Raw genomic sequence first — 24,076 nt, 5'->3', positions numbered from 1 at the left:
CAATTCTTTTCTATAAAATCGATTTACCATGTCATTATAACGATTTTGTCTGTTAGTTATTATTTATGACGAAACTGTCTGTTTAATGTTAAACCCTCCTTAATTTTCTTTACACGTTAAGTGTTCTTTTTTGTAATAAACAGCACTCAAAGGAATAAATTATCTGATTCTGTCACAAACTTATTGAATCTAGTTTTGTTTAAATTTTAATTTGATATATTTAGACAAATGTTTTACTCCATAGCTAAGCTTGAGCAACTTTCAGGGATTCATTCGCATACGATACGCATGTGGGAGCAAAGGTATAATGCATTAAAACCGGTTAGAACGGAAGGGAACACACGTCTTTATGACGATGATGATTTGAAGAAACTTTTAAATATTGTAAGCCTGAATCAATCCGGATTAAAAATATCAAAAATTTGTAGTTTATCTGAATCTGAATTTGAATTATTGTTAGATAAACAGTTGGCTGTTGATGCAGTTTTTTCTAAATTTGATTACTACATTACACAACTTGTCAAGTTTGGTATCAGCTACAATGAATACAACTTCGATAAATTATTGACCTCATGCATTAATCGATTTGGTATTTCAGAGTGCTATCGTAACGTTATTTATCCGCTTTTAGTCAGGCTCGGTTTAATGTGGCGTAAAGACGATATATGCCCCGCTCAGGAACATTTTTTGACCAATATTTTAAGAAGAAAAATCTTCGCCTCAATCGACAAGCTTCCCTTAATAAAAAAGGGGAAAGAAACCTGGTTGCTTTTCTTACCTGAAGATGAAGACCATGATGTTGGATTATTGTTCGCCCATTATCTTTTGAGAGCCAACAATAGAGATGTAATTTTTTTAGGGTCAAAAGTTCCCTTAAAATCAATTGAAAGAGCTTTGCAAGAAAATAAAATAGATAATGTGCTTTTATTTTTAATTAACCTGAGGCCAAAAAAGGCCACTCAAAAATATATAGATGATTTGCAAAAAGCCTGTTCTACTTTAAAAGTAAATCTTGCTGGCAACAGGTATTTAATCGAACAATTATCGCTACCCTCAAATTTCAACTGTTTTTATTCTCTGGAAGAATTTGAACAAATAATCCAAAATCCAATTACTTCATGAAAGAGATATTTGACAATTTATCAGCAGAATGTAGCAAAATAACGACGAAAAGGTATAGTACCAGCTTTTCCTTTGGAATCTATTTTCTCAACAAAGAATTGCGCCTACCTATCTATGCTATATACGGTTTCGTTCGCCTGGCTGATGAAATTGTGGATAGCTTCCATAATTTCAACAAAGAATATCTTTTAAGAAAGTTTAAAGAAGATACATTTGAGGCAATTAATTCGGGTATTAGCTTAAACCCAATATTAAATTCATTTCAAAATATAGTAAACAAATATCAGATAGACCAGCGGTTAATCCATTTGTTTTTGAACAGTATGGAAATGGATTTGGAGCATAAACATTATACACCGGAATTGTACGATACTTATATTTTAGGCTCTGCGGAAGTTGTTGGTTTGATGTGTTTAAAAGTGTTTGCAAATGGTGATTCGATCGAGTACGAACGGTTGAAACCTTTTGCAATGAAGTTAGGCTCTGCATTTCAGAAGGTTAATTTTCTACGTGATTTGAAAGCAGATAATCAGGCGCTCAACAGAAGTTATTTTCCAAATGTAAACCTTAATGCATTTTGCGACCGCCAAAAGAAGGAAATCGAAATTGAAATAGAGCTTGAGTTTGAGCAGGCACTCGTTGGCATTAAGATGTTGCCTCGATCTTCCCGAAATGGGGTTTATCTTTCATATATATATTATAAAAAACTGTTTACTAAAATTAAAAGTTTAACTGCCGAAAGAATTATGAATGAACGGATTCGAATTCCAAATCACCGTAAAATCGGACTTATGTTCGATTCAATGATCCGGCACAAATTAAATTCAATATAGGTTAGCTATTTTATACGATGATTGAACAAGTTATCCTTGTGGATGAAAATGACAAGCCCATCGGGCAGATGGAAAAAATGGAAGCACATAGGAAAGGGAGACTACATCGTGCGTTTTCGGTTTTTGTATTTAATTCTGAAAATGAACTGTTGTTGCAGCAAAGGTCGATAAGCAAATACCACTCCGGCGGCTTGTGGACGAATACCTGTTGCAGTCATCCCCGGTCTGGAGAAAGTAACGAGGCAGCGGCTAAACGCAGGCTAAATGAGGAAATGGGAATGAACTGTCTTTTATCGTATGGGTTTAATTTTATTTATAAAGCAGAGTTTCCTGATGGTTTAATTGAACATGAATTGGACCATGTTTTTTTCGGTACTTCTGATCAGCTGCCTGAAATAAATAAAGAAGAAGTTGAATCTTATAGATATATGAATTTAACCCTATTGGAGGAAGATATAAAGCGGAACCCACACCTCTATACGCCCTGGCTTAAAATATGTATTGAAAAGGTTATAGAGGCAAAAAAACCATCTAAATAAAAAACGGGCATACAACTTTCGTCGTACACCCGCATCTAAATTAACGCTCTCGAGACAAATATAAAGTTCATTTTGATAAAAAAAGAATTTTTTGAATTTTCATGACCTTTATTTGATTTATGCGTATTTATTCTGACAATGTTCACAATAGAAACATGATCTTTTTAATCTTCCAAAATTTTGTTTCTCAAGCCTGTGCTTCAACGGGCATTCTTTTTTTGAGTATACTTGCCAATGCTTTTTAAGCGTTCCTGCTTTTTTCCATTTTAAAAAATCAAAACCGTAACGTCTAACTTCTTCAACGAGGAATTTAAGCTTGATTAGGGGAATATCTTTTATCTTGTTAAGCGGGTGGATGTTTGACCGGTATAAAACTTCGTTTTTTATAATATTGCCAGATCCTGCAAATATTTCCTGGTTCAGTAACTCATCACAGATAAGCGCATCGGGCAGGTCGGCCAGTTTTTTTAAGGCCTTAGATGGCTTCCATTCATCTGCCATAATATCGGCTGTAAAATCATATGCCTTATTAATGCTGCCCTCGATTAATCTGATATCGCAGGTGTAAAAATTAACCTGATGGTTCTTAAAAGTTAATCCGAGTTTTAAGGGCGTCGACTTTTCCCCATCAAATAGATAGGTGCCAAACATTAATAAATGGATCCTAACCGTAAAATCATCAAAAAGAATAAGGAAGTGTTTTCCCCAGGTTTTAAAATCCTTTATTTTCTTGTGAAGCAGCACATCTTTATCAATGGTTTTGACATTTCCGGAAACTTCCAAAATTTCTTCATTTTTCAAGTGAAGTTCTTGTATCAGCTCTTTTAAAATAACTATCGATGGACCTTCTGGCATTTAAACTTCTTCTACTTTTTCGAATGAATATTTATCTTTTATGTAATAGTTGAAATATCTTCCCTTAGAGCCGGCAGCCTTGAGCATTTCAAATGTTTTTTTAGGTACTTTATTGTATTTGTAAACCATACCCGTAACGAAAGTTATCTTTAAAGATCCGGACGCTTCATCATAGCTAAAATGTTTTATAACTGTAGATGGCATAGCAATCGTTTATTTCTTTAACTCAGATTCTTCTTTTTCAGCTCTTATCTTTTCTTTCTTCAAATCGATTCTGATAATATTATACAAACTCATATAAATATTGGCAATCCACACCATCGAAAAGCCGGCGATCAGGTATCCTCTCCAATCCGGATATATCAAAGTATACTTTGTAATAATTAAAAGCAACACAGTAACGTAATGGCTGAAACAGTATTCGCATGTAAAAACATAAAAAAACTTTCTTTTAATCAGTCTGTTACAGTTTTTTGATTTTTCGACGCAAAATTCCCTCGCCTCCCGAAAGATTTCTTCTTTAGTAACCGTCCACGCGATGCAAGCTACAGGTATTGCCAGGATAAACAAATAATAAACGTGTGCATTCATTTTTAAGATGATGGATTACAGTTATAACCGAAAAAATAGGCAAAGGTTTTTTCTGATATATGTAATCGAATTGCTAACTGCCTTTCAAAAACTTTATTCACTAATACTTGTTCTTACAAAAAAGAATTTAGTTATGGAACGAGAGGAAATAAAATCGCTACTAGAGGTTATTAACCAACAAGTAAATTCCGCTATACTGGGTGGAATGGATGAGCAATATGAAGAGCTCGAAAATTTAGGTTATATTAAAATCAATCGTGAGTCGGTCCAGTGGTCTTCATCAATCACGCCCGAAGGAATGAATTTTTTGCATAACTACGAATCATTTTAATATCCTGCTATTTACTCGCGATTTATTATAAATTTGATTAAATCTAATAATATGTCGCCTCGTAGTTTATTTTCAATTATTCTTAAAGTTATTGGAATATTTCTTGTAAAGGATATTTTTACAGTACTATTTAAAGTTTATAGCGGACTCGCCATCTCCTTTAATAGCGGGTTCTCTGATCTGTCAACCGCTTATATTTCTTACCTCGTTATTATTTTTATCAATTTTTTAGTGCCTTATTTATTACTTTTTAAAACACAGGCTATCATTGGTATTTTCAACCTCGACAGCGGTTTCGAAGAAGAAGAGTTTTCTATGACCCTGCACCGCTCAAGCATTTTGAGTATTGGGATAATCGTTACAGGCGGATTTTTATTTGTTTCAGAAATTCCAAATCTATGTAACCATGTTTTCAATTACATACAATTGGAGCGGATGATGTCAGCTGGACAGATAAATCAGAATCAAGGCTTTATTATTCTTAGTATCGGAAAGATATTAATTGGATTATTCTTAATTTATTTTCAAAGGGCCATAGTAAATTTTATTGAATTGAAGCGAAAAGCTTAGTTCATTATTCTCTTCAGATTATATGGCATAATTCTTTTAAATTTGCCCTCACAACTTATGAATGATATTCAACTGAGAACCGTTAACGTAACCCGCTACGTTACACCTTTGAGAGAGGGCGGATCCATGCCAGCCATTGCTGAAGCTGATGATGGGTTCTTATATGTATTGAAGTTTCGCGGGGCGGGGCAGGGCCCAAGGGCGCTGATTGCCGAGCTAATTGGCGGTGAAATAGCACGAATTTTAGGTTTAAGGGTTCCTGAACTTGTTTTTGCAAATTTGGATGAAGCTTTTGGCAGAACAGAACCTGATGAAGAAATTCAGGATTTGTTGAAAGCCAGTGTCGGCTTAAACCTGGCACTACATTATCTATCCGGCGCAATAACTTTTGATGCTACGGTAACTAAAGTTGATTCTAAACTGGCATCACAGATTGTTTGGTTAGATTGTTTTCTGACGAATATGGACAGGACCTGTCGCAATACAAACATGCTTTTATGGTATAAAGAATTGTGGTTGATAGACCATGGTGCATCTTTGTATTTCCATCATTCATGGCAAAATTGGGAGGAGCAAGCCAAACGACCTTTTGTTTTGATCAAAGATCATGTGTTGTTGCCCTGGGCAGGTGATTTAGAAGAGGTAGACCAAGCGTTTCGTTCCATTTTAAAGCCCGAACACATTCATTCAATTGTTTCCTTAATTCCTGACGTTTGGTTAGAAGGAGAAAATGTTTTTAAAACAAATGAAGAACACCGTCAGGCCTATATAAAGTTTTTGGAAACAAGATTGGCACATTCAGCTATTTTTTTAAAAGAAGCACAGCATGCAAGAGAAACACTTATTTGAATATGCTGTAATTCGCATTATGCCAAGGGTAGAACGTGAAGAATTTCTTAATGTTGGTATTGTACTTTATTGCGCCAAACAAAAATTTTTACGCAGTATTTTTTCACTTGATATAAACAGGATAACTGCTTTTGCTGCTACATTGGATATTGAAGAAATCAAAGAAAATCTTCTGGCTTTTGAGCGAATTAGCGCTGGTACTGAAGGTTCGGGGACAATCGGTCAGTACGACATGGCCTCGCGATTTCGCTGGTTAACGGCAACCAGGAGTACGGTTGTTCAATGCTCAAAAGTTCACCCCGGGTTTTGCATTGATGCAGAAGAAACCCTCTTAAAGCTACACCAACAACTGGTGTTGTAATCATTTATATTCCAATCACCTATACTTTGCCAAAAGATTATTTTAGAAGACTTCAGGAACTGCTCAATATGGAGCGGAAGACTGATCATGAATTATTTATCAAATTAACCGAAAACACTTCAGCCGCCGAAAGGCGAAGTTTAGGTTTAACCTGGTATCCCATCGCTATTCGAAACACCGAGGTAGGCCGGGGCGATTACCTGACTATCGAAGTCGAGCGCACAACACATCAGGATTTATCACAGCAATTTCGATTTGGGTCGGCCGTGGTTTTGTTTTCCAATCACGATGCTAAAACAGATAGGATAGATGGTACGATAACTCACTTGAGTCGTAATAAAATGAAAATTAGTTTGCGATTGGATGAATTGCCGGATTGGAGCAAAGACGGTAAGCTTGGTGTTGATTTACTTTTCGATAACAACAGTTATGACGAAATGCAAAATGCACTGAAACAGGCAACTTTGCTGGCAGATGATGATTCGAAAAATAGATTAATAAACGTTTTAACTAAAGGAGAAAAAGCTGATTTTGAACGTGTTTTCTATGAGTTTACATCTGATAAATTAAATAATTCTCAGCAGGAAGCAGTTAATAAAATTTTATCAGCAAAAGACCTGGCTGTTGTTCACGGTCCACCGGGAACAGGTAAAACCACAACCTTGGTGCAGGCAATTAAAGCGTTAAGCAAGCAGGAGAAGAAGATACTGGTTGTCGCTCCGAGTAATACTGCAGTTGATTTACTTACGGAAAAGTTATCAGAAGAGGGATTAAATGTCATTCGTGTTGGCAATCCTGCCCGTGTTTCAGAAAATTTAATTCATGCTACACTGGATTATAAAATGGCTGAACATCCTGAAATGAAGTCCATAAAAGCTTTGAAGAAGCAGGCGAATGAGTACAAAAATATGGCTCACAAATACAAACGCAGCTTTGGAAAAGCAGAACGCGATCAAAGAAAAGCTTTATTTGATGAAGCTCATAAAATTGGCCGTGAGATTGAAAATTCCGAAAAGTACATCATGGATAATCTCTTCAATAATGCCCAGATTATTACGGCCACACTGGTCGGTTCGAACCATTACACCGTTAAAAATTTAAAATATAACACTGTAGTAATCGATGAAGCCGGCCAAGCGCTTGAGCCGGCTTGCTGGATTCCCATATTAAAGGCCGGAAAAGTGATTTTCGCGGGCGATCATTTTCAGTTATCGCCAACAATAAAATCAAATCAAGCAGCAAAAAACGGACTTAGTACAACATTACTTGAAAAATCTGTTTTGATGCATCCTGAATGTGTTGTGTTGCTGAATGAGCAGTATCGGATGAATACCCGGATAATGGGTTACTCATCTAAAATTTTTTATCAGGATAAGTTGAGGGCAAACCCTGCTGTTGCAAACCGAACTTTGTTTCCGGAAGATAGTCCTTTAATGTTTATTGATACCGCAGGCTGTAGTTTCGATGAAAAAGCGGATGGTACAAGTACAACAAATCCGGATGAAGCCTCCTTCCTTTTGAAGCATTTAACAAAACTTGTTGAGCAATCAGAACGGCTGGTATCATCCGATTTCCCTTCTATTGCCGTTATTTCCCCATACAAACAGCAGGTTCATTTGCTTAAAGAGCTGATGCTGTCGAATCCGGTTTTAATGGCCCACGCAGATAAAATCTCGATTAATACGATAGATAGTTTTCAGGGACAGGAACGCGATGCGGTTTACATAAGCTTAACCAGAAGCAACTCAGACGGCTCAATCGGTTTTTTGTCTGACATTAGACGAATGAATGTTGCCATGACCAGAGCAAGAAAGAAACTGGTTGTTATCGGCGACGGGGCAACGTTATCAAGATCGGTATTTTACGATGATTTTATAAAATATTGCGAAGCTTTGAACGCTTACCACAGTGCATGGGAATTTGTAGGAACGTAATATTTTCTGGCCACTCATCGTTGCGCGAAGATTTGTCAGTACCCTGGAAATGTTATGCGTTTTAGTTACCCAGTATTTTTTAGGTAGACTCTTGCAGTTTAGCTGATATCGTGGTGCCGGCGATTAACAATTCGTTCGTGATGTTTTTTGTATATTCTGTTATTTCAGCCTTAAAGTCTTTTACAGATGCTCCTGTCCTGATTTCCTCTAGTCGTTTTTCCCATTGCCCGGTTAATTCAGCTTGTGCGATTTGTTTATCCTTAACGACTTCGTAAACAGCTAATCCTTTGTTCGTAGGTATTAAATTTCGTTTCTCTCGACTTATGTATTCCCGGGTAATCAGGGTTTCAATTATCGATGCACGGGTAGCAGGTGTTCCTAAACCACTGTCTTTCATGGCATAACGCAACTCTTCATCTTCAATTTCCTTTCCTGATGTTTCCAGGGCTTTTAATAAAGAAGCCTCATTGTACATCGCCTTTGGCTTGGTTTGTTTTTCCAGCAAAGCCTTTTCTGTTATGGGTAACTGTTCACCAACAGCGACCTTTGGTAAGGCTGCATTATCTTCGTCTTTTTTATCATCGTCGGTTTCATTAAAAACAGAACGCCAGCCCGCAGAGCGGATTACCGTTCCATTTGCAACAAATGAAGTTCCGGATTGGACGGTAATTTTAGTTAATTCTTTCAGGCATTCCTGATGAAAGGCTTCGATCATCCTGCCAACAACCATGTCGTAAACGGCTTGTTTATCAGTACTTAAACCGTAGGCTTCTACACCGGTAGGAAGCACTGCATGGTGATCGGTTACTTTTTTAGCATTTACGCTCCTTTTATTTAAGCTGATGGTTTGTAAAAACTGGGCCTGTTTTCCGAAATCAGGATGATTTGTAAATTTCTCAATCAAAGCAGGTACTTCCGCAAAAACATCATCACCGATATAGCGGCTCCCGGTACGGGGATAAGAAACCAGTTTACTTTCGTAAAGATTTTGCAGAATGTTAAGCGTTTGGTCTGCCGTAAAGCCTTTTTTCTTATTCGCTTCCTGTTGTAAAGAGCTTAAATCATGTAAAAGCGGTGGCGGTTCTTTTCTTGGCTTTGCTTCTACGGCCGTAATATTACCACCATTGTTACATCCTGAAGGTACATCTTCTACAAGTTTAAAAATCGCTTCAACCTCTTCCTTATTTTTATAATTACTTATCGAAACAGCTTTAAAAGTCTGCTCATCTTTGGTAAGCAAAATGCTGATTTGATAATAAGTTTGCGGTACAAAATTTTTTATTTCAAGAAACCTGGCGCAAATCATAACGAGGGTAGGTGTCTGCACGCGACCTAATGAAAGTACCGTTCGGTTACCTGCAGATATGCTCAGTGCTTGTGTAGCGTTCATACCAACAAGCCAGTCAGACTCCGATCGGCAATGTGCCGAATTAAAAAGTGTGTCGTAATCTGTCCCAGGCTTTAAATTTCTGAAACCATCTTTTATTGCTTCATCTGTTTGCGATGAAATCCATAGTCTTTTAAAAGGTTTTTTACATTTCAGGTAGTAATAAATATAGCGGAAAATAAGCTCTCCCTCACGCCCGGCATCAGTAGCAACAATAATTTCTGTCGCTTCATCGAAAAGCTTTTTGATGGTATCGAGCTGTTTCCGGACGGCCGGGTCTTCTATAAAACCATCTTTCGTTTTTATCTTTCTAACCGCAAGTTTAAACTTTGCCGGCAACATGGGTAAGTGTTGTTTCCGCCAGCCAATAAAACCATAATCTTGTGGAGGTGCTAATTGTAAAAGATGCCCGAATGCCCAGGTAAATGAATACCCTTTTCCCTCAATATATCCGTCTTTTCTTGTCGTGGCGCCGAAAACTTTTGCAAGTTCACGACCAACAGAAGGCTTCTCTGCAATTACAATCTTCATTAATTGGTTCAGTTTTTCAAATCCCAAATATGATTAAAATTATGCTGGCTACGACTAAAATTTTACTCACAATGTTTATTAAACGGCCCAGGAACTAATTTCTATATGAGCAAGTTGCTGATAATAGGAAGCTTACGAAAGAACACGATTAACACAATTTTATAAGTTATTTGACAGATAATTTTGTCGATTTGAATAACAATTTGCACCATCATCTGTCTAACGTATATTATAAATTGAAATGGATAAAGTTTACGAGTTAAGAAACTGTGATATTAAAGTTTGCCTTGATGATGGTTTAATTCGGGTCTACAGCGATAAAGGTTTATGGCGTTACCTTGATGGTGGTGTCAGGGTTAGAACGTTAGAACTCGTGAAATTCATTAAAACGGATTACCAAAAAGAGTTTAATAAAGGTTTAAAAATTTCTGATAATTCTTTTATGGTTGAAATATGGGCACATGTTTACAGTGATTATTTCGGATTGCTGTTAAAGAGAAATCTTAAAATAAAATGGATTCAGAATTTAATTCAGAAAGGGATTGAAAGGGCTGAAATAATCGATTGTGGTGAAGAAATGTTCGATACCAACAGATGGGTGTGGGATTTTCTTGCTCACTTTAAATCGATTATTTCAATGTTCCTCCCGAAAAATATCAGCAATAAAAACCTGAAAAATTAATCCATATTCGAAGCCAAAACTTCCTGCTGATTCAATGCCATGCTGGCAGCTAAGGTTTCATTCAGATAATTTGACGTGTAAGACTGCGCTGAATTATTAATAAACAACACAGTTTTTTCCGCTATCGTATTAATCACCTTATTCGCTAATTTTGTTGGGACCGCGGGACAACCCTGACTCCTGCCTAATCGGCCCAATTTATTTATGCTTTCCTGACAAACATAATCTGCACCGTGAACAACGATGGCACGTTCACGGGCATTGTTATTAAAACCGTAATCCATACCATCTAATTTCAGCGATCGACCGTGCTTACCGTAGTAAATTTCTCCCGTTAAATAGAAACCAAGACTACTAGAATTTGAATTTATAACATTAGAGAAATAATCAGGTTTATCGCCCCCACTGTTTTGTCCATGAGCGACCCAGGTGTTTAATATCAATTCTTTTTTATCCAAATCGATGATGTATAACCTTTTTTTACGGCTTTCCTGGTCAAAATCGGCAATTGTCAGTATGGATTTCATTGGCAAAAACCGCTGCGCTTTAATGTTGTAAAAACCCGTAAGCGCTTTTTCAAAAACACGGATGTTTAAACCTGCAGAATCCAGATGTACTGCGTGATAAAGGTTCTTGAGGTAATTGTTATAGAGACTGTCTTGTGATAAATTTTTATTTTGTTCAGTTATTTTTTGTCCTTTGTGTGGTTGCTCCACCGCTTTCCAACTCGTTCCGACAATAATGATACCCAAGAGAAAGGATGCAACAATGCCCGTAATTTTTTTACTCATTCAGGGGTTCTTGATTTGATAATGAACTATTTATACGTTATAATCAGCGCATTATTGCAAAGACATAATTCAAATAGGCTCATAGATATTCGTTTGACATTGACATGACTTCCATGCAGCATGGTTGAAGGGAATGCAATTAAGAAGACAATCGTTAAAACTCCGTAACAAATCTCGTATTTAACTGTTCATCAATAACATCCTTCGAAATGAAAATACTGCTTACAGGTGCAAATGGATATATTGGAACACGGTTATTGCCGCTGTTGCTAGAAGAAAAGCACGAAATAGTTTGTCTTGTCCGCGATAAAAGACGTTTTGCTACTCAATCTGATTTAAGTGAACAGGTAACCATTATTAGCGGCGATTTATTGGAAAAAGAAAGTCTTTCAGAAATTCCGGTTGATATTGATGCAGCCTATTACCTGGTTCATTCGATGTCGTCTGGTGGTTCTGAATTTGATGATATGGAACGTCAATCATCATCAAATTTTGCATCTGCAATTAAGAAGACTAATTGCAAACAAATTATCTATCTCACGGGTATTGCCAATGATGAACACCTGTCAAAACATTTAGGTTCAAGATTAGCAGTAGAGGAGGAGTTAAAATCTTCAGGGCTTGCCTGTACTATTTTACGAGCTGCAATAATCATTGGTTCAGGCAGTGCATCTTTTGAAATTATAAGAGATTTAACAGAAAAAATACCCGTTATGGTTACGCCAAAGTGGGTTGATACAAAATGTCAGCCTATAGGAATCCGTGACGTATTGGCCTATTTAATAGGCGTTCTTCATAACGAAAAAGCATATAGGCAAACGTTTGACATTGGGGGACCGGATATTCTAACTTATAAAGAAATGATGTTCGGTTACGCAAAAGAACGCGGACTTAAGCGCTGGATTTTTACTGTTCCTGTTTTAACACCAAGGCTTTCTTCCTTATGGCTAAACATGATCACACCTGTTCCGTACTCTTTAGCCAGAAGCTTGGTTGATAGTATGAAGAACGAAGTGATTTGCAAAGATGATCGGATTAAAGATGTGGTACCTCGAGAGTGCCTGACCTACGCTGAATGCTTGCATTTAGCATTCGAAAAAATTGACCAGAACTCAATTGTTTCCAGTTGGAAAGATGCCTTGAACCGGGGTTACCTGCGCTCGAATTTCATGGACCAGATAAAAGTTCCTCAAAATGGAACTTTGGAGTATAAGGTTAAAATGCCTTTCGAGCGTAAAGCTGAAGAAGTGTTTGAAAATATCTGGAGTATAGGTGGTAACCGGGGTTGGTATTATATGGATTGGCTATGGCATTTAAGGGGTTTTTTAGATAAAATGTTTGGCGGTGTTGGCACGAGACGGGGTAGAACAAGTAATGTAGACATTCAGCCTGGAGACGTTTTAGACTTTTGGAGGGTTTTATTAGCGGATAAAGAGAGTAAGAGATTGTTGTTATATGCTGAAATGAAAGTGCCGGGCGAGGCGTGGCTCGAATTAAAGCTCCTCGATTTTCATGGCAAAGCATTTCTTTCCCAAGTGGCAACTTTCCGACCGAAAGGTCTCTGGGGTCGAATGTATTGGTACGCTATGTGGCCTTTTCACATTATACTTTTTAAAGGTATGGCTAAACAGATTACAACATACAGGCCAGTCGATAAAAAGCGAATCTAAATCCTTATTTTTGGCGTCAAATAATTTACAATGCCAAATCAAGATAAAGATTATTCTTTCTGGACTAAATACAAACGGTTTGCTACAACAGAAATTCTGATGTATTTAATAATGATAATCGGCATTACCCTTGGAATTATTTTTTTAAGCTAAGTATCAGCTTTAAATTATCTGCTGTATTAACTTCTGTTGTGAACTTAAAAAACTCAGCATATGTTTCCGGTGGAAAGGTTCCCTCATTCATCACAAGTTTTCTATAGAAGATTAATTTCTTATCATCTAAAATAGTTCTGCAGGTATATTCGCCAAAAATACTTTTCAGTTTTTTATCACTTTCAGGTAGTAAATTTTTTTCTATCTCATCAGGAAGGTTGTAAACAATTGTATCTTCATCGGTAAAGCCACGGTTAATATAAACCGGTTTAGTTCTGTTTCGGACTTCAGAAATGGTGTTTTGAACATTAAAAGCATTTAATTTCAAAAATAATCTGTTGTTATTTATTGTACCGTAATGTGGCATTTCTAAATTTATAGTTTCAATTATCTCCGGGTCTGTATTTTTCCTCTGAATATAATTTACAGTATTAAAATTAATATTATCTATGTCGTAAACCTTGGCTAATAGTTTTTTTTGCTCCAAGGGTGCTTTTTCAATTAACTCTTCATTATTATCATATTGCGAACCAGAGAATGTTGTTTTCATAGTCCCGATAACGTTGCCATTAGGCAGGATTTTCAGCTCAGCATTTCTAATTTGAAGGTTTTCCGCTGTGCTTAATTTTGGGGTCTTTAAAAGCTTTCCGCCATCTTTTGTACACGCTAAGACAAGTCTGTCGTCAGTAAATGTGCTCAAAAAACCAAAAGGAATTTTCTGACTGGTACATTCGAGCCAGGTTGTATCACCTTTTAAGGGCATGCACAATATTATGTGGTTTCCCTGCACCATACTTGCATAATTTGGGTCGAGGCTCACCTTTTTATTACCGGCTTCAACAATACAATAATAAGATTCGATACCGGCAACATCCAAAAGGCTTTGTGTGTAATTTACCAAAGCTTTGCAATCGCCATAGCCAAGCCTGTCAACTTCCGAAGCGCTTACTGGCTGGAAACCACCGATACCAATTTGAACACTGATATAACGTGTTTTTTTCTGCATGTATTCGTAAATTTTTCTGGCTTTATCTTTATCAGTTTTTTCGTTGGCAACCAATTCTGCAATGGTTTGAACGGTGGCCGGCGGTAAGTTCTTTTTGTTCTTCAATAGATCATCGTAGTTCCACTTCCCTAATTCCTGCCAGTTTGTGTAACTTCCGCTATGGTTGTAGTAGGTGAAATTCTTAGTCGCAATTTTCACGGATGTTTGATAACTTTTCCTGCCTGGACTATACGGCTCAGGTCTCACTGCGGGTAGATTTGTCACTTTCCAAACCAGTATCTTTTGTTTATCATTTATGGTTTCTTCAGGCTTACCTTCAAAGCTTTGTGTTTTAATTCGAAGCTCATCTGTTGGCTTACTGATAAACGTATAGCTGCTTTTTTCAACTGAAATATCATCTTCATCTTGAGGAACCCAGTCCGGAATAATTAAATTTTGTTTAAACCTGATTTCATAATTGTAAACAACCGTATATGGGTAAACATTTTCGGAGGGCAGGTAATGCTTAACCCGGCTATCAACAAAAAGCGAAAAGCCATCCGCTGCGCTTTCATCACTGAAATTACTTTGTGTAAATTTTTTTGTAAGTATTCCGGCTGCGTTATAAACTTCGCCGTTAATACTTTTAATTGAAGTACTTTTATCGTAAAACAAAACTAACCTTGCTTTATCATCACCATTCTTATTTAACACGGTTATTGCTTTTTTGACACTCAATATCACATTATCTGGTGCACGCATGTCGATTACTGTTTCTTCCTTTCTTATCGTGGCATTTGCACGATTTTTTAAGTTTGATGGGATTAAGTCACTGTCATAGTTTTCTTGAGAAAAAACTGTTATTGCTAAAAATATCAGACTAAAAAATATAAATATCGGCTTCATTATTTAGTCTTTTTTAATAACACATCTGCTTTTTGATTCTGAATAATTTTACTGTAGAATTCTTTCAGGTAAGGATATTCATCTGGTTGATAGATAGCCTTGTTGAATTGTAAAATCTGACTAAATGATAGCGAATTATCCTCCACCAGCGTCTTTAGCATATACCTTCCGCCGCCGTTTGGCAAGCCAATGGCAAGGTCTTTCGGTTTTTCCGTCATTTCATGTTTTCCGGGTAATACAATGTTTATAATCACACGTTCATCAGAAGCAGCGCCCAAATCGACAGGATATGTTCTCATACTTAATTTGAATGGATTTTTGGAAACCGGATTGATAAAAAACGGATTGAAAAACAGATCATCATTTGAAGCGTTTGCGATAGGCGAAAACTCGACGTCGTAGATTTCTGTCAGGATATTTTCAATACTGTCAATATTTTTTATTTGCTGCTTTAAAATTTGAATTTTAGGTAAACGTTCATCAAGGCTTTCTACATATTCATCTGGTGAACTGTATTTCTTAATTTCCGTGCGTTTGTTAAGTGCGGCATAACCAGTTGAATGTGTTGTGATTGTTCCTTTAATCTTCCCGTTTGCTTCTAATTTACCTTCCATAATATAACTGGTTGATGTTTTTTGTCCCGCAACTAAATCAATCCAATAAGAAGGTTTTTTCAAGTTGATAACGCGGCCCTGATCATTTATACAACGTAATGGTAATAAACCAAAAGGCGCTAAAGGTTCAGAGGCATCAAGCAGGTAGCTTTTGTCATTTATATTTACTTTAGCAATAAGGTAATTAAAATCGCTTATCACGGGGAAAAGCTTGTTAACTATTCCATTTTCGCGTGTGGAGAGTATAACCGCTTCGGCATCTAAATTTGCTGCCGATAAAGCAGAGATTAAACTCAGATTTATATCTGCCACATTGCCCGAACGCAAATCCAGGGCTTTCTTAATGTTGTCTTCACTATATTTTCCGAGATAATTATTCCACTTAATTTGCTTTTTAATGTATTCGAAAATTGCCTTGGCTTTGCTCAGATCATCAGTAGAGTTTTTTAGAATTGCTGGCATAGCATCCTTAAACAAATCTTTTCTTTTCATTTGAGCACCCAGGCTTTTTTCACTTGTCAGTTCATAATCAATGTCCTTCCATGTTTTGGTATATTTCTGACTGCCGCCGTATAACATTTGTTGGTCAGAAAGCTCGAAATGGATGGCTGATTTAAAGTTGGATGCGGCCGTCATGTAATCTTCCTCAACGAAAGCAGGAACGTTTTTCATAATGTACCAGATTTTGGAACAATCTATAGGCGTACCATTAATTCTCATACATTCCTTGGCCAGTTCGCTTCTGGTATCACTTAATTTGTTGAATCCTCTTAATGAAACATTGTAGTTATAAATTGCGGGGATGTAAACCAGATACTCGCTGTAAACTTTTGGGATATCACTTTGAAATTCCCAGGTTTTAAAGTTAAAAAGATTAGGCGATTCTAAACGATAGCTGTATTCTATAACCGAACCATTCTTAATATTTGGAAGCGTAAATTTAGTTAATACCGTGTACTTCGATTTGTTTTCTGTAAAAATAGATTTCTTATCCATCACAGATTCCACAAAACCACCGTTTTCATAATTAAACGTAGATGCTCTGATGGCACTTATCAACTCTTCACGAGTTCCATCTTTATAAGTTGGGATAACAACATTGGCCTGTTCATAGCCTTCTTTATTAAAAATTTTAATTTTTACGTGGTATTCAAAAATCAGCTCGGTGCTACCTGTTCTGTCGCTAATTTGTACCGATGCTGTTCCAAATTCTTTCAAAACAACAGCATTTGCATTGCTATCTATTTTATTTCTGTCGAAATCGATATCGTCGAGCGTAATTGTGCCAAAATTAAAGTTTTGTGCATAGGTTGTAAAAAGGGAAAAAGAAAAGATTATGAGCAGGGAAATTTTTCGCATTTGAGTTTGGTTAATTCATCGCAATTTAAATTTACAGCGCTACATTAAGAAATATTTTGCCAATTAAATTTTAAAATTTGTGCATAGTTTGTTTAGAACTAACCAATCCTTTTTAGCACTTTTGATTAAAGAAATATTTACGGTATTCATTTAAGGATACCTCAATCTCATAGCTTAAATAATGAAATTAAATTTAAAACGCCCTCTGGCTTTTTTTGATCTTGAAGCAACAGGTATTAATGTTGGTGCAGATAGGATTGTTGAAATTGCGATTTTAAAAGCAATGCCTGATGGTTCAGAATTGGTGAAAACCTGGCGTGTTAATCCGGAAATGCCTATACCCTTACAAACATCCTTAATCCATGGTATTTACGACGAAGATATTGCCAACGAGCCCACATTTAGGGAACTTGCAAAAGAAATCGCTGACTTTATAGGAGACAGCGACTTAGCCGGTTATAACTCAAATAAATTCGATATTCCGATGTTGCTCGAGGAATTTTTAAGAGCTGAAGTGGATTTCGACATGAATGGCAGGAAGTTCGTTGATGTTCAGAACATCTTCCATCAGATGGAACAGCGTACTTTAAAAGCGGCTTATAAGTTTTATTGCAACGATGACCTGGTAAATGCGCATGCTGCGGAAGCCGATGTTATTGCAACATATAAGGTGTTATTAGGACAGTTGGAAATGTATCAGGATAAAGATTTCGAAGATAAACAGGGTGTAAAGAGCAAGCCTGTAGTTAACGATGTTGATGCTTTACATACTTTTACCAACATCAACAGGCCTGTAGACTTTGCGGGCAGACTAGTTTATAATGATAAAGATGAAGTTTGCATAAACTTTGGAAAACACAAGGGCAAAACGACACAACAGGTCTTTTCTGTTGAACCAAGTTACTATGCATGGATGAAACAGGGTGACTTTCCTCTATACACTAAAAAGAAGTTAGATGAGGAATGGGCAAAATTTAATGCTAAAAAGAACGAAAACAGGCAGCCGAAGCCTCAAAATCCCCCGCCTGCAAATAAACCTGCTTACAACAAACCAAAAGTTGAAGAAAAACCTGCCCAGCCAATTAATACCGATATGCTGGAGCAGTTGAAAATGAAATTTGGTAAATAGCTTAAAGCATGAAGCTTATAGTGAATAGCAATAAGTAAATCCTATCATTGAATAGTTGATCTTATATGAATTTAACAAAAATATTGAGTTTTTTGCTGCTTTCGGCATATTGTGCACAAGCACAGGTTAAACTTCCGGTGGAGGACGTTTTTCAAAAGACTTATCAGAAAAATACCAGAAGTATAGACGGTAGGCCGGGGAAAAACTATTGGCAAAATAGTTCGGATTATAACTTAAAAGTAGATTTTAATCCTTTAACCCGATTATTGAAAGGAACTGTTGATGTGGTTTATACCAATAACAGTCCTGATACTTTAAAAGAGATATGGTTTAAGCTCTATCCAAATTTATATAAGAAAGGCACGCCAAGAAAAGCCCGTTTTGCTGAGGCCGATTTAGGTGAAGGCGTTGCTATCGAAAAACTTGCGGCAAATGGTAAAGTCTTAACGGATTTCAATATTAATGGTACCAACATGACGGTTAAAGTTCCGGCTGTATTGCCTGGAAAATCCATTAAATTTGTGTTAGTTTATAATTACACGTTGAATAAAGGTTCGCACATGCGTACCGGTCAAGTGGACGAGGGTTCGCACTTTGTCGCTTATTTCTTTCCGAGAATTGCTGTTTACGATGATGTTGACGGCTGGAATAAATATCCTTATACAGGTGCCGAAGAGTTTTATAACGATTTCGATAATTTCAAGGCCGAGGTTACTGTTCCCGGTGGTTATGGCGTTTGGGCAACGGGAGATTTGAAAAACGCTTCGGATGTTTTCCAAAAGGAAATTGTTTCGAGAATAAATTCAGCGGAGAAAAATGACGCTGTTGTCGATGTGATAACTGAAAGCGATTTGGCAGCTAAAAAAGTAACTCAACCAAAAGCTTTTAACACATTCAAATTCGAGGCAAAAAATGTTACGGATTTTGTTTTTGCGTTGAGTGATCATTATTTATGGAAATCATCGAGTTTGGTTGTGGATCCGGCTACGAAAAGGCGTACCCGAGTAGACGCTGTATTTAACCCTAAACATAAAGATTACTATGAAGTGATCGACTTTGCCCGTAAAACGGTAGAAGCGATGAGTTATAAATTCCCTAAGTGGCCTTATCCCTATAACCATGAAACGGTTTTTGATGGTTTAGACCAAATGGAGTACCCAATGATGGTGAATGACAATCCTGTTGATAAGAGAGAAGACGCAATAACGCTAACCGACCATGAAATTTTTCATACCATGTTTCCATTTTACATGGGCATTAACGAAACAAAATACGGCTGGATGGACGAAGGGTGGGCAACAATAGGTGAGTGGCTGATTTCACCCATGATAGATTCGACAATTGTTGATGAATATGGCATTCAGCCAACGGCATCGAGTTCCGGCAGTAAAGATGATTCACCCATTATGACTTTAACACCCGATTTAAAAGGTTCTGGTTCTTTTACAAACTCTTATCCGAAACCAGGTTTAGCTTATCTTTTTGTTAAAGATTATCTGGGTGATGATTTGTTTACTAAAGCACTTCACAATTACATAGAAAACTGGAATGGCAAACACCCAATGCCCTACGATTTCTTTTACAGTATGAATCAGGGCAGCGGAAAAGATCTAAACTGGTTTTGGAAACCCTGGTTTTTTGAAGGCGGTGTTGTAGATATGGCTATTAAATCGGCAACTAAAACGGCAACCGGTTATGCAATCATAATCGAAAACAAAGGAGTTAAAGCCTTGCCAATTGATTTAACACTAACCTATGAGGATGGTTCTATGGAAAAAAATCACAGTACCATAGGTGTTTGGGAAAAAGGAAATAATCAAACTACAATTGATGTGAAAACAAATAAGAAATTAACTAAGGTGGTAATGGGAAATCCGCATACCCCTGACAAAGTGAAATCAGATAATAGTCTTTCTGTGAATTAATATATTCAGACATTCATGATTATTGTTTGTGAATGTTTTTTAATATTATGCAACATCATTAAGGAAATTATGTCTTCTAACTGATGCGAATATTTGAAACAATAAAACCAAAAGATAAAATCCTTAAAAAATACATCAGCTATTATTATATTGACATAGCTGATAATGAGGGTTATTTTAATGAATACATCTGTTATCCCCACTACAATAATACCATCTCTTTATATAAAAGTCATGTCTCAAGTTTTGATGAAGGACATTCTTTAATAACTTTTAGTAATGGCTGTTTGCCACTTCAAATTTTTACCCCGATCCGCGAAGAAATTTTAAGGGTAACGCAAAAAGGACCTGTTTATAAGATAGGAATTGTCTTCAACCCATTTGGCATAAATCAATTTCTTAGGCAGGATATCAAAATGAATAAGATAACCTCATCTCCATCTTTTCAGTTTTTCGAAAACGATTTTTTACGGAGACTTTTTGCTGAACGGAATATTGACTATGCAATAGATATGCTTGAGAAAGCGCTTTCAAGGAATTTCAACAACATTGAAAATTTATATGTCACCAGAGCAATTGAATTATTGCATCAACCAGAAAATGAATTAGGTATAGATGTACTCGCCGAAACCAAAATAGGTATTAGTAGAAAACACTTGAACAGATTATTTCAGAAGTACCTTGGCACAACACCACAAACCTATCGAAAGATTTTAAAATTCAGACAGTTAATGGATTTTAAACTAAATGCTGTTAAGGAAAATAATTATGGCTCACTTTCTTATCAGTTAAATTATGCAGACCAGTCACACTTTATAAAAGCCTGCAAGCAACTAACCAATTTAACGCCATCACAGTTTTTTAAAGAGGGTAAAGTAGTTGGCTCTGAGGATATATTCTGGAATTTTACCCGATAGATTAAATGTCCCAATTATACAATTTTAGAATACTTTAGCTAATTATTTTTGCTTGCAGAATATTTATAGCTATGAGAGCGTTTGCACTGAAAATTGGTTTGATTATTTTTACGACCCTTTTTGTTCTTCACAGTCCTTTAAAAGGACAAACCAACTACACAAAATTAATTGATAGTGCTTATTCCTTTTATCAAAAAAAGGAATATAGTAATGCGGGAAGCTACTATTCGAAATCATTTATTTCTAATGGTAATTTAGGTACACAAACGGATAGGTATAACAGCGCATGTTCATGGGCGCTAGCCGAAAAGCCTGATCTGGCTTTTACTGAATTGAATAACATTTTATCAGGCAAAGGTGTCGTTAGTGGTTCCGGCGATTTAACCAGGCTATACAAAATGTTAATTGAGGATGTAGATTTTAAAAATTTACACGGCGATAAAAGATGGAATCTAATTGTATCAAAAGCTGAAGAAATCAAAAATACATTTTTAAAAAAGCTGGAAGATAATCAAATTGAATTCGAAGCAGGCGAATTTAAAAGTATGGCTTTTTCTAAAATCAAGACAGGTAAAGAGATTTATCAAATGATTAAATCTTTTAACAATTTCAAAACAAAAAATGAGCGAAACTACTCTATAAAATTTAAGGTAACTGATAGTTTAAATACGTCATATTTTGTCTGTCTACCTAAAAATTATAATCCAAAGAAGCGCTACTCATTATTGTTTTTCTTGCATGGTGCCGTTCAATATAACAGTTTCACTAATTTTCAAAATGAAAGGGTTATGGAAGGTTGGAACAGATTTTACACCAAATATGCTGCACTGAATAATGTGATAATGGTTTATCCAAATGCATCTAAAAAATACAATTGGATGAATCCCGATGATGGATTTTTTATGATTCCAGCTATACTCAAAGAAATTAAGCAATCTATTAATATCGACGATGATAAGGTTTTTATCAGTGGTCACTCAAATGGTGCAACCGGTTCATTTTCCTATTTAATGAAGCAGCAAAGTCCTTTTGCAGGTTTCTACGGATTTAACACACAGCCTAAAGTAAGAAATGGAGGGACCTTTATTCGAAATATTACCAACAGATCTTACTTTAACGTTTCAACGGATGAAGACTATTATTACCCGCCAAATGCCAACGACTCTTTAAACGTGATGATGACAAATCTTAAAGCAGATTATCAAGACCATCGTTACATTGGCTGGCCACATTGGTTTCCTCAGTTTGATGAATCAGAACCAGTTTATCCAATGATTTTTAAAGATATTGCCGGGCGAAAAAGAAATCCATTTAAAAAAGACATTTATTGGGAATGTGATAATTTAAATTATGGGGTGGCAGATTGGATAAAAATTACTGGTCTTGATACGTTAGCTAAACCAGCTTCATGGAAAACGCAACTAAATTTTAATATTCTTAAATTGTTAGCTTACGATAAAAATGAAAATTTAATTGCAAAAGATACTTTGCTTAAAGCATTTAACTTTCCGAGGAAATCAGGTGCGGTTAAAGGCAGTTTTAGCAATAACGTATTTCACCTGGAAATTTCCAATATAAAATCATTCAGGCTTTTGATTTCCCCAGAAATGGTTGATGTAAGCAGACCGGTAGTTGTATTTGTTAATGGCGTTAAAAAGCTTGAGCAAAAGGTTAGTTATAACCGGGAATTTATTATTAAAAACTTTAAAGAAACGCTGGACAGAAAAGCAATTTGGATTGATAAGATTGATATAGCCCTATAAATTTTGCATGTTCAAAAATAAATCAATATTTCTTATTACACATGCAAAGGTTGTACGCCCGATACGCAATAAATTAAATGAATACAACCGATAACGTTTAGCCTAAAGCCTGTTCTAAATCGGCAATAATATCGTCGATATGTTCTAAACCGACAGAAATTCTCAGTAGATTTTTAGGTGTCTTACTATCCGGACCTTCAACTGAATAACGATGTTCGATCAGACTTTCTACACCGCCTAAACTAGTCGCCTGTGCAAATAATCGAACTTTATTAACCACTTTGCTCGTTTCTTCTACATCGCCTTTAACTAAGAACGATAGCATTCCGCCAAAATCTTTCATTTGTTTTTTAGCGATTTCGTATTGAGGATGTGTCTCTAATCCCGGGAAGAAAACCGCCTCTACCTTTGGATGATTAACCAAATACTGGGCAACCAATTTCCCATTTTCGCAGTGGCCTTTCATGCGATAAGCCAGCGTTTTTATACTTCTGCAAAGTAAAAAGCAATCAAAAGGGGATGGAACAGCACCACCAGTCTGTTGTATATTTTTTATTCTTTCCCAAAGTTCATCCTTTTTGGCGGTTACTAAAATCCCGCCGAGAACATCGCTATGGCCACCTAAATATTTTGTGCTGCTGTGCATTACAATATCAGCACCTAATAAAATTGGGTTTTGCAAAATAGGAGAGGCAAAGGTACTGTCGCAACAAAAAGTTATACCGTTTGCTTTTGCAATTTTTCCAATTTCCTCGATATCAGTAACCTTTAATAACGGGTTTGATGGTGTTTCAATCCAGATTAATTTTGTGTTTGGCTTAATGCTCGATTTAATCAGGTCTAAATTTGTCTGGTCTACAAAGTCAAACTCTAAAATCTCATTGAAAATAGTTAATAGCTGTTTTTTAATACCCCAATACATATCGTCGGGCGCAATAATATGACTGCCTGGTTTTAGCGCCTGGAATAAACTCAATCCACAATTATTTCCAGATGCGAAAGCTGCAGCATCCGCTCCGAATTCTAACTGCGAAACAGTGTTTTCTAAAGCAGATCGGTTTGGATTGCTTACGCGACTATACATATGACCACCTGGATACCCCCCGTATTCATCACGAAAAAAAGTTGTAGATAAGTTTATTGGAGGTGTAACATCTCCGGTTACACTTTTAACAAGATTAGAGGCGTGAATAGCAAGGGTTTCGGGTTTCATGATGATTTATGTTTACTGGCGTTTTATCTGCTGCGCAATTTAATAATTTGCTGCTAATTTAAGTTT

The 24,076-nt window shown here is 36.3% G+C and carries 22 protein-coding genes; 14 read left to right on the top strand and 8 right to left on the bottom strand.

The window, feature by feature from the left end; translation table 11 throughout:
• Positions 1-228 precede the first annotated feature (228 nt).
• Genes ASF92_RS18760 through idi form a run of 3 tightly spaced genes read left to right on the top strand, consistent with a single transcriptional unit; the run spans position 229 to position 2,494 of the window.
• Positions 229-1,122, top strand: a complete 894-nt coding sequence (locus tag ASF92_RS18760; protein ID WP_056096953.1) for a MerR family transcriptional regulator — start codon at positions 229-231, stop codon at positions 1,120-1,122.
• Positions 1,119-1,955, top strand: coding sequence for a phytoene/squalene synthase family protein (locus ASF92_RS18755; protein ID WP_056096950.1), 837 nt, complete (start codon positions 1,119-1,121; stop codon positions 1,953-1,955). The genes ASF92_RS18760 and ASF92_RS18755 overlap by 4 nt, the downstream gene beginning before the upstream one ends.
• A 17-nt stretch (positions 1,956-1,972) precedes the next feature.
• A complete protein-coding gene (gene idi, locus ASF92_RS18750) occupies positions 1,973-2,494 on the top strand; it encodes an isopentenyl-diphosphate Delta-isomerase (RefSeq protein ID WP_056096946.1) in 522 nt (173 codons plus the stop codon).
• Between the two features lie 117 nt (positions 2,495-2,611).
• Here idi and ASF92_RS18745 read toward each other — a convergent pair whose 3' ends face one another.
• From ASF92_RS18745 to ASF92_RS18735, 3 genes are read right to left on the bottom strand one after another with little or no spacing between them, the layout of a single operon-like run.
• The gene (locus tag ASF92_RS18745; protein ID WP_056096943.1) at positions 2,612-3,349 is read right to left on the bottom strand and encodes a DNA-formamidopyrimidine glycosylase family protein; all 738 of its coding nucleotides are present in this window, start codon (positions 3,347-3,349) and stop codon (positions 2,612-2,614) included.
• On the bottom strand, positions 3,350-3,553 hold the full coding sequence (locus tag ASF92_RS18740; RefSeq protein WP_056096938.1) for a KTSC domain-containing protein: 204 nt from the start codon (positions 3,551-3,553) through the stop codon (positions 3,350-3,352).
• Positions 3,554-3,562: 9 nt separating this feature from the next.
• Positions 3,563-3,940, bottom strand: a complete 378-nt coding sequence (locus ASF92_RS18735; protein ID WP_056096934.1) for a hypothetical protein — start codon at positions 3,938-3,940, stop codon at positions 3,563-3,565.
• 133 nt (positions 3,941-4,073) lie between these two features.
• Here ASF92_RS18735 and ASF92_RS18730 point away from each other — a divergent pair, with 133 nt between their 5' ends.
• Genes ASF92_RS18730 through ASF92_RS18710 form a run of 5 tightly spaced genes read left to right on the top strand, consistent with a single transcriptional unit; the run spans position 4,074 to position 7,985 of the window.
• On the top strand, positions 4,074-4,271 hold the full coding sequence (locus tag ASF92_RS18730) for a hypothetical protein (protein ID WP_056097163.1): 198 nt from the start codon (positions 4,074-4,076) through the stop codon (positions 4,269-4,271).
• A 51-nt stretch (positions 4,272-4,322) separates the two neighbouring features.
• Positions 4,323-4,841, top strand: coding sequence for a hypothetical protein (locus ASF92_RS18725; protein WP_056096931.1), 519 nt, complete (start codon positions 4,323-4,325; stop codon positions 4,839-4,841).
• Between the two features lie 57 nt (positions 4,842-4,898).
• Complete coding sequence (locus ASF92_RS18720; RefSeq protein ID WP_056096928.1) at positions 4,899-5,690, top strand: HipA family kinase; 792 nt, start codon at positions 4,899-4,901, stop codon at positions 5,688-5,690.
• Positions 5,668-6,051 carry a DUF3037 domain-containing protein gene (locus tag ASF92_RS18715; protein ID WP_056096925.1) on the top strand — a complete coding sequence of 128 codons (384 nt, stop codon included), beginning with the start codon at positions 5,668-5,670 and terminating at the stop codon, positions 6,049-6,051. Before ASF92_RS18720 ends, ASF92_RS18715 begins: the two co-directional genes overlap by 23 nt.
• Before the next feature lie 26 nt (positions 6,052-6,077).
• On the top strand, positions 6,078-7,985 hold the full coding sequence (locus tag ASF92_RS18710; RefSeq protein ID WP_369817118.1) for an AAA domain-containing protein: 1,908 nt from the start codon (positions 6,078-6,080) through the stop codon (positions 7,983-7,985).
• Positions 7,986-8,064: 79 nt separating this feature from the next.
• On the opposite strand, the gene ASF92_RS18705 is transcribed toward ASF92_RS18710, so the two are convergent.
• On the bottom strand, positions 8,065-9,903 hold the full coding sequence (locus tag ASF92_RS18705; RefSeq protein ID WP_056096919.1) for a DNA topoisomerase 3: 1,839 nt from the start codon (positions 9,901-9,903) through the stop codon (positions 8,065-8,067).
• Positions 9,904-10,144: 241 nt separating this feature from the next.
• Here ASF92_RS18705 and ASF92_RS18700 point away from each other — a divergent pair, with 241 nt between their 5' ends.
• Positions 10,145-10,585, top strand: a complete 441-nt coding sequence (locus ASF92_RS18700; RefSeq protein WP_056096916.1) for a hypothetical protein — start codon at positions 10,145-10,147, stop codon at positions 10,583-10,585.
• On the opposite strand, the gene ASF92_RS18695 is transcribed toward ASF92_RS18700, so the two are convergent.
• The gene (locus ASF92_RS18695; protein ID WP_056096913.1) at positions 10,582-11,376 is read right to left on the bottom strand and encodes a murein L,D-transpeptidase catalytic domain family protein; all 795 of its coding nucleotides are present in this window, start codon (positions 11,374-11,376) and stop codon (positions 10,582-10,584) included. The two genes, ASF92_RS18700 and ASF92_RS18695, sit on opposite strands and share 4 nt — an antisense overlap.
• Before the next feature lie 209 nt (positions 11,377-11,585).
• On the opposite strand from ASF92_RS18695, the gene ASF92_RS18690 reads away from it, so the two are divergent.
• On the top strand, positions 11,586-13,046 hold the full coding sequence (locus ASF92_RS18690; RefSeq protein ID WP_056096910.1) for an SDR family oxidoreductase: 1,461 nt from the start codon (positions 11,586-11,588) through the stop codon (positions 13,044-13,046).
• 136 nt (positions 13,047-13,182) lie between these two features.
• On the opposite strand, the gene ASF92_RS18685 is transcribed toward ASF92_RS18690, so the two are convergent.
• The gene (locus tag ASF92_RS18685; RefSeq protein WP_056096908.1) at positions 13,183-15,090 is read right to left on the bottom strand and encodes a DUF3857 domain-containing transglutaminase family protein; all 1,908 of its coding nucleotides are present in this window, start codon (positions 15,088-15,090) and stop codon (positions 13,183-13,185) included.
• A complete protein-coding gene (locus ASF92_RS18680; protein ID WP_056096905.1) occupies positions 15,090-17,063 on the bottom strand; it encodes a DUF3857 domain-containing protein in 1,974 nt (657 codons plus the stop codon). Before ASF92_RS18680 ends, ASF92_RS18685 begins: the two co-directional genes overlap by 1 nt.
• A gap of 181 nt (positions 17,064-17,244) precedes the next feature.
• Here ASF92_RS18680 and ASF92_RS18675 point away from each other — a divergent pair, with 181 nt between their 5' ends.
• The 4 genes from ASF92_RS18675 to ASF92_RS18660 all read left to right on the top strand — a co-directional run bounded on the left by ASF92_RS18675 (position 17,245) and on the right by ASF92_RS18660 (position 22,797).
• Positions 17,245-18,192 (top strand): exonuclease domain-containing protein, encoded by a 948-nt coding sequence (locus tag ASF92_RS18675; protein ID WP_056096903.1) that lies wholly within the window; start codon positions 17,245-17,247, stop codon positions 18,190-18,192.
• Between the two features lie 65 nt (positions 18,193-18,257).
• On the top strand, positions 18,258-20,117 hold the full coding sequence (locus ASF92_RS18670) for a M1 family metallopeptidase (RefSeq protein ID WP_056096900.1): 1,860 nt from the start codon (positions 18,258-18,260) through the stop codon (positions 20,115-20,117).
• Between the two features lie 83 nt (positions 20,118-20,200).
• Positions 20,201-21,034 carry an AraC family transcriptional regulator gene (locus ASF92_RS18665; protein ID WP_056096897.1) on the top strand — a complete coding sequence of 278 codons (834 nt, stop codon included), beginning with the start codon at positions 20,201-20,203 and terminating at the stop codon, positions 21,032-21,034.
• Positions 21,035-21,105: 71 nt separating this feature from the next.
• Positions 21,106-22,797, top strand: a complete 1,692-nt coding sequence (locus tag ASF92_RS18660; RefSeq protein WP_056096894.1) for a hypothetical protein — start codon at positions 21,106-21,108, stop codon at positions 22,795-22,797.
• Positions 22,798-22,894: 97 nt separating this feature from the next.
• Here ASF92_RS18660 and ASF92_RS18655 read toward each other — a convergent pair whose 3' ends face one another.
• Complete coding sequence (locus ASF92_RS18655) at positions 22,895-24,010, bottom strand: PLP-dependent aspartate aminotransferase family protein (RefSeq protein ID WP_056096891.1); 1,116 nt, start codon at positions 24,008-24,010, stop codon at positions 22,895-22,897.
• Positions 24,011-24,076 lie beyond the last annotated feature (66 nt).

It is taken from the genome of Pedobacter sp. Leaf176, from assembly GCF_001424305.1.
GTDB lineage: Bacteria > Bacteroidota > Bacteroidia > Sphingobacteriales > Sphingobacteriaceae > Pedobacter.
Note: the sequence above shows the minus strand (reverse complement) of the source record. Positions and strands in the feature narration are given on the sequence as shown.